The sequence below is a fragment of the uncultured Roseibium sp. genome, from assembly GCF_963675095.2.
GTDB lineage: Bacteria > Pseudomonadota > Alphaproteobacteria > Rhizobiales > Stappiaceae > Roseibium.
In genome coordinates this window covers 52,340-59,488 of sequence record NZ_CAXXSJ010000012.1, presented here as the reverse complement: position 1 = coordinate 59,488, position 7,149 = coordinate 52,340, and the positions used below count along the sequence as shown (strand labels likewise).

At 58.8% G+C, this 7,149-nt stretch carries 3 protein-coding genes and 1 pseudogene; 3 read left to right on the top strand and 1 reads right to left on the bottom strand.

Annotated features, from left to right (window positions below):
- Positions 1-814 (bottom strand): annotated as a pseudogene (locus tag ABIN98_RS04955) (GGDEF domain-containing protein); the annotation flags it as partial.
- A gap of 263 nt (positions 815-1,077) precedes the next feature.
- Between ABIN98_RS04955 and purD the strand changes: the two are divergent.
- From purD to ABIN98_RS04940, 3 genes are all read left to right on the top strand, one after another.
- Positions 1,078-2,358 (top strand): phosphoribosylamine--glycine ligase, encoded by a 1,281-nt coding sequence (gene purD / locus ABIN98_RS04950; protein WP_346907934.1) that lies wholly within the window; start codon positions 1,078-1,080, stop codon positions 2,356-2,358.
- A gap of 99 nt (positions 2,359-2,457) precedes the next feature.
- A complete protein-coding gene (locus ABIN98_RS04945) occupies positions 2,458-3,372 on the top strand; it encodes an alpha/beta hydrolase (RefSeq protein WP_346907932.1) in 915 nt (304 codons plus the stop codon).
- 482 nt (positions 3,373-3,854) lie between these two features.
- Entirely contained in the window at positions 3,855-7,067 is a 3,213-nt protein-coding gene (locus ABIN98_RS04940; RefSeq protein WP_346907931.1) for an EAL domain-containing protein, read from the top strand.
- Positions 7,068-7,149: the final 82 nt, after the last annotated feature.

The window sequence follows — 7,149 nt, the reverse complement described above, 5'->3', positions numbered from 1 at the left end:
TGTCGTAGTGCCGGCGGTGGAATGCGCCCGTCAGGTGATCCTTGTTCACGACCTGAAGCAGGTCCTCATAGCGTTCCCGGTAGGTCAGGACCTGGAAAGCATCCTTGAACGACCGGTTGGAGAGCCAGGAATTCTCATCATCGAAGAATTTCAGGTAAATCACGAAAAACAACGTGAAGACGAGAGCGGCGGCCATTTTTGCGGCCCACCCGCCGAAAAACACCTCGATCGGAACCTGGGCGACATATCGAAGCGCCAGATAGAATCCCGCCTGGTCGAAGGTCAGAACGATCGCTCCGCAGATCAGGAATCGCAGGCACAAATGCCGGCCGAACCATTTTCCCAACCGCTCGTAGAGCAAGATGATCGCAATGGAATCGATGAACAGGAGACTGGTTCCCCAGACCATGAGCCAGCCCATCTCGTCGACAAAGCCGATATCCGGTACGCGGCCTCCCACGGCGCCGATCGTGTCATGGTTCCGCAGAAGCATCACCAGGGCAACGATCAGGAAATTGCCGATGAGCAGGCCGTAGATCGGCTGGCGCGCGACCAGCGCATCCTCGCGAATGTAAAGCAACAGGATCATCAACAACTTGCCGGAAAAAAGCACGGTCGAGCCGGGCGACAGGATTCCAACAGGTGTCGTAACGTAATAAACACTCGCCAGATAGGTCTCCAGAAAGTGCATGACCCCCAGCGCGCACATGAACACACCGATGCCTATTACCCGACGGGCATGCAGCAGTGCCATCATGACGGTGAAGTAAACCGTGGCCTGCGCCACAAGTAGAAGCGTATTCGCGAGGACCATGCCTTTTCTGTAGCAACACTGACTGTTTTCACAAGCCCTTGGTTGCACTTAAAGAAGGCACCTGCCGCCTTATATGCAAAATATTCAATACATGACGTAACGGTACACTCGTGACGTGCCCGGAAACCGCCCGCGGTTGTGGGCAGACCCCTCCCGTCGCATTGCCGATCCCGACCCGGCATGCTAGGTGACCGCGGACCTGACCAAGCTGCTGGAGAGTAATTCCGACAGCACATCCGTAATGCCTTGAGAGACAGCCCGCCATGAACATCCTGCTGATCGGTTCCGGTGGCCGCGAACATGCCCTCGCCTGGGCGATCTCCAATTCGCCGCTTCTGACGAAACTTTATGCATCGCCGGGCAATGCGGGGATCGCGCAGGTCGCCGATCTCGTGTCCCTTGACATCGAAGACCACGAGACCGTGATTGCTTTCTGCAAGGACAAGGCGATCGACTTTGTCGTCGTCGGACCGGAAGCGCCGCTGGTCGCCGGTCTGGTCGACGATTTGACCGCCGCCGGCATCAAGGCCTTCGGTCCGACCAGGGCCGCGGCCCAGCTGGAAGGTTCCAAGGCGTTTACCAAGGGTGTCTGCGACGAAGCCGGCATTCCCACGGCAGCCTACGCGAGATTCGATACCAAGGACCCCGCGCTCGCCTATGTGCGGGAAAAAGGCGCCCCGATCGTCGTCAAGGCCGACGGGCTCGCCGCCGGCAAGGGTGTTGTCGTCGCCATGACGCTCGACGAAGCGGTTGAGGCGGTCGAGGCCTGCTTTGACGGCAGCTTCGGCGACGCCGGCGCGGAAGTCGTTATCGAGGAGTTCCTGACCGGCGAGGAAGCCAGTTTCTTCGTGCTCGTCGACGGAGCCACCGCTCTACCGCTTGCAACGGCACAGGATCACAAGCGCGCCTTCGACGGCGATCAAGGTCCGAATACCGGCGGCATGGGCGCCTATTCGCCCGCTCCAGTCATGACCGAGGAGCTCGTCGCGCGCACGCTTTCGGAGATCATCGAACCAACCGTCGCAACGATGGCCAGGCGCGGCATGCCCTTCAAGGGCGTGCTTTATGCCGGCCTGATGATTACCGACCAAGGCCCGAAACTGATCGAATACAACACCCGTTTCGGCGATCCGGAATGCCAGGTGCTCATGGTGCGGTTGAAAGACGATATCCTGACACTGATGCTTGCCGCCGCGGATGGAACCCTGGACAAGGTCTCCGCCCGCTGGAAAGACGACGTGGCCATGACCGTTGTGATGGCCGCCAAGGGATATCCCGGATCCTACCAGAAAGGTACGGAAATCCGGAACCTGGAGGATGCTGCGCAGGATCCCGATATCGAGATCTTTCATGCCGGCACCAAAGCCGACGGAGACCGGATCCTTGCCAATGGCGGCCGGGTTCTGAACATCACCGCGGTCGGGAAATCCGTTGGAGAAGCCAGGGACAAGGCCTACGCCGCCATCGCCAGGATCGACTGGCCGGAAGGGTTCTGCCGTTCCGATATCGGCTGGCGTGCGATCTCCCGGGAAAAGTCCTCGTAAGCCAAAAGACGACGATCGTTTTCGGGACGGCGGCGACTTGCACGTCTCATTTGCCCGTGCAAATCTCCCGGCGCAGAACACAGCCGAGGGAGCGATCACATGTCGGAAGCCGCATTGCCGGACCTGTTTCCGGGCTTCGAAACCCGGCATATTGAAACCCGGTCCGGCAGACTGTTCTGCCGCGTGGGCGGTCAAGGGCAGCCTCTGCTTCTGGTCCACGGATATCCGCAAACCCACGCGATGTGGCACAAGGTGGCGCCGGAACTCGCCAAACGCTTCACGCTTGTGATCCCCGATCTGCCCGGCTACGGCCGGTCATCGATCCCGGCCCTCAGTGACGATCACGCCGCCTATTCCAAGCGGGCCGTTGCAGATGCCCTGGTCGATCTGATGCTGTCTCTGGGACATGATCGCTTCACACTGGTGGGACACGACCGGGGCGCCCGGGTCTCCTACCGCATGGCGCTCGACCATCCGGACCGTCTCGTCAGAGTCGCCGTTCTCGATATTCTGCCGACCTTCGATTACTGGCGCAGGATGGACCGGGCCTTCGCGCTCAAGATCTATCATTGGGCGTTTCTGGCGCAGCCGGCTCCTTTTCCGGAAAACCTGATCGCCGCATCGGCCGGCTCCTATCTCGACCATACGCTGGCGAGCTGGACCGCAACGAAGGACCTCTCCGCCTTTCACCCGGATGCACTTGCCCACTACCACGCCTTCTTCAGCCAGCCGGACCGGATCGCTGCCACCTGCGAGGATTACCGCGCCGGCGCAACCATCGACCTCGACCATGACACCGCAGATGTCGAGGCAAGACATAAGATCGACGTTCCGCTTCTGGCCTTGTGGGGCGGCGCAGGGATCGCACAATCGGGCGAAACGCCACTCGATGTGTGGCAGAGGTGGGCCTGCGATGTCCAGGGTTTCGCGATTAACGGCGGTCATTTCATGGCCGAAGAAAACCCGGAAGAACTCCTGGAAAAGCTTCTGCCTTTTTTGCAGGAAGCGGCCTGAACCCAAGAGAAAAATATTCTAAAAAATACCTAGTTTCGGATCGATCCGCATTCAAATCGTGTTTTGGCGCGCAGACTTGGCCGTTTCGCAAAACCTTGGACACAGGGAAACAGATGCATTGCGCAAGGCCCCGGCTTGCAAGGCAGGGCTTTTCCTCCAGCGGCGAAAACACCAAGCTTTTCCCCGGTTATTCGACATCCATTTCTTGCTTACATAGCCTGACCAATGCACCGCTCAACTGCTTTTCCCGGAAGCATGTTAAATCACATACTGGAATTTACTGCCTGCCCAACACGTTACTGGTCGGTTAATCTTGAAAGATTCAACCCAGGTTAACTTGTGCAGTGTAAATTGCTTGTTGTTGATGGTGCGTCTTAAGCCCATTCGAGGAAACCAGAGAACAGAACTCCTCGACCGGGCGGCCAGTTCCGACGGACCAACATCACAGGAACAAGCAGCAAAATGCTGCCGGGGAGTTAGTTGTGGGCGTCGAAAAGCCATCGTCGAACACCAATGGTAATCGCTCGTACGGTGCACGGTTTTCCGCGCGCCTCGACCGAATATTACGCGATTGGACCGCAGGTGGCCGTCAGATCGCCAGACCTCTGAAGGCGATTTTCCTGCTCTTTCTCTTCCTGACCGTAGCAGCCCTGACGACACAAAACTTCGTCAATGAATATCATAACCTGGAAGCTCCGCTGGATCAGGCGACAGACACGGCGGAAAAGCTGCTCCAGCATCAAAAGGCTATCGGTTCATCCGGACTTGAACAGACGCTTTTGGGCATCACGACCAACAGCACAATGATCGAGGCCATGAAGAGCGGCAGCACAGACAGGATCCGTGCCGCGGCCTCCAAGCTGCTTGCCGAAATGGAGACCTTTCACGACGTCTCCGAATTCACGATTTACGACGCGGGCTTAACCCACGAATATCAGGCTTTTGAGCCGGGCCTGTTCGAAAAGGCAGACACGACCTATCTCGTCCAACTTGCGAAGACGGTCGACCGGGTAACCCGCGGTTTTGAACTGGACAGCAACGGGCAGACGGCAATCGCGGCCGTTCGACCGTGGAAGGTGGACGGAGAACTGATCGGTTTCGTCAAGCTGACCATGACTCTTCAGCGGCCGCTTATCCTGATCGGCTCATCATTGAATACGGAAGTGCTGGAGGTGTATTCCCAGGATCACCTGCAGAACAATCCGGGACTTATGCTGCGTTCCGACGGATGGGACAGCAGCGGCGGATATGCTTACCTCAAGGCAACGTCCGGGCATCTTCCGGAGAGTTTCCACACGTTGCTCGAACAGGGCCTTACCGCCAGTTCGTTCCTGTCCAGAGTTTTCGTGGACCGCGGGCGCCTGAAAGTCCTGTCGAGTGTTCCGCTGACCATGGCCGACGGCAGCATGCCGAGCACGCTGATCCTTCTGCACGACATCACCGACAGTTTCCGCTCCTTCGCCCGAAGCACCGGTGTCTCGCTCCTGATCGGCGTCATCCTTGCGACCCTGTCCTGGTTCATCTTCAAACGCCTGATTTTCTCACTCCAGAACTCGATCCGCGAGACGCGGCAAAAGCTGGAAAGCGAAGTCGCCGCCAATACCAAGGAACTGGAACACAGCCGGTACCGGCTCATCGAGGCGCAGAAGATCGCGGCCGTCGGAAGCTGGGAACGGGACCTGACGACCGGGATGCTGCACTGGACCCAGGAAATGTTCCGAATCGTCGGCCTGCCGGGCGATACGGATCCCATTGTCGGCAGACAATATCTCTACCGGATCATTCCGCCTCCCGAGCGGCCCTATGTGGAGGCCTGCCTGGACAAGGCGGTCAAGGATTGCGCCGACTTCGACTTCGAACACCAGATCGTCCGTCGCGATGGCGCAATCCGATACCTTCGCGTGCGCGGCTATGTCATCGCGGACGAAAACGGCGTTGCGTCACGGGTCATCGGAACGACCCATGACATCACGGACTGGCACGCAGCCCAGGAGCAGAACCAGCGCCTGGCGGGTATTCTCGAAGCGTCTCTGAATGAAGTCTATGTCTTCGACGCCAACACGTTCCTGTTCGAGCATGCAAACAAATGCGCCCGCGAGAACCTCGGTTACTCGATGGAAGAGCTGCTGATCATGCATGCCTGGAGCGTCAATCCGGACTATTCGGAAGACTATTACCGGGACCTCATCAAACCGCTTCTGAGCGGAGAAACCACACTCTTGAACATCCATGGCGCGCTGAAGCGGAAGGACGGCTCCGAATATCCGGTTGAAGTGCGCCTGCAGGTCCATCGGGAACGCAACAAGGATCTGATTGTTGCCATTGCCAATGACATTTCCGAACGGATGGTGCGCGAAAAGGAAACAGAGGCGGCCCGGGAAAAGGCCGAACGGATGGCCTATTTCGATGCCCTGACCCAATTGCCGAACCGGGCCGGATGTCAGCGCGAGGCAGAACGCCTGTTTGCCCCGGAAAATCAGGACCGGCCCGCGTTCATCATCCACATGGACCTGGATAACTTCAAGCGCATCAACGACACGCTCGGACACACAGCCGGCGACAGCTGCCTGGAAGAGGTCGGCGAGCGCCTCAAATTGTGCTGCGTCGGACTTGGCACCGCCTATCGCTGGGGCGGCGACGAATTCGTGGTGATTGCTCAGGATCCAGGGTCGGATCCGGAAGAACTCTGCGAACGGCTGAACGTCGTCATGCGTGCGCCGATGGAATTCGAAGGCAACCAGATCTGGCCATCCGTCAGCATGGGCGTCGCCCGCTGTCCGGAGGACGGCGATGATTTCGGTACCCTGCTGGTGCACGCCGACCTGGCCCTTTACCGGTCGAAGGACGATGGAAAGGACCGCTGGAGCTACTTCACCAGCGACATGAAGATCGACAGCGACGAAGAAGCCCGCATGGACAAGGAGCTGCGCCAGGCGATCCGCCGCGACGAGTTCTTCCTCGTGTTCCAGCCGCAGGTCAACATCCGCACCCAGCGGGTGACCGGCATCGAGGCGCTGGTCCGCTGGCAGCACCCGACGCGCGGCACGCTCGGACCGGGCGCCTTCCTGCCTGTCGTGGAGAAATCCAATCTTGCCTCCACGCTTGGCGAAATCGTGATCAACAAGGCCCTGGCCGCGGCCCGGTCCTGGCAGGACCAGGGCGTGGAGTTCGGGCGGATCGCCGTCAACCTGTCGCCTTCGCACCTGACCTCGGGCACCTTGCTTCACGATTTCAACAAGGCGATGGAGCGTCACGGCGTGGGGCCGGAAAATATAACCGCGGAAGTGCTGGAATCGGTATTCCTCGACGACAGCCGCTCCGACAACGTACAGGTTCTCGACGAATTGCACAGGCTGGGCGTACACATCGAGCTGGACGATTTCGGCACGGGCTATGCGTCGCTGTCCCATGTCGCGGACCTGCCGATCAACGGCCTGAAAATCGACCGTTCCTTCACGGCCCAGATCCTCGATGACAACCGCAAGGAAATCGTGGTCAATCAGTTGATCCACCTGGCCCGGGCGCTCAATATCGACCTGATCTGTGAAGGCGTGGAAACGGAAGCGCAAATCGACCGGCTCCAGATGATGGGCGACTTCTCCGTACAGGGGTACTTTATCGCCCGGCCGATGCCTTATGAGGATATCACAGGCTGGCTTCAGGATGCTCCGGAAGAACTGGTCTCCATGATCTGATCTTCCGCCCCGGCCTCAAACACCCAAAAAGATGTCCTGGGCTAGGGACAGGCGATATCATTTTCCTGCCGCATTGGATTCG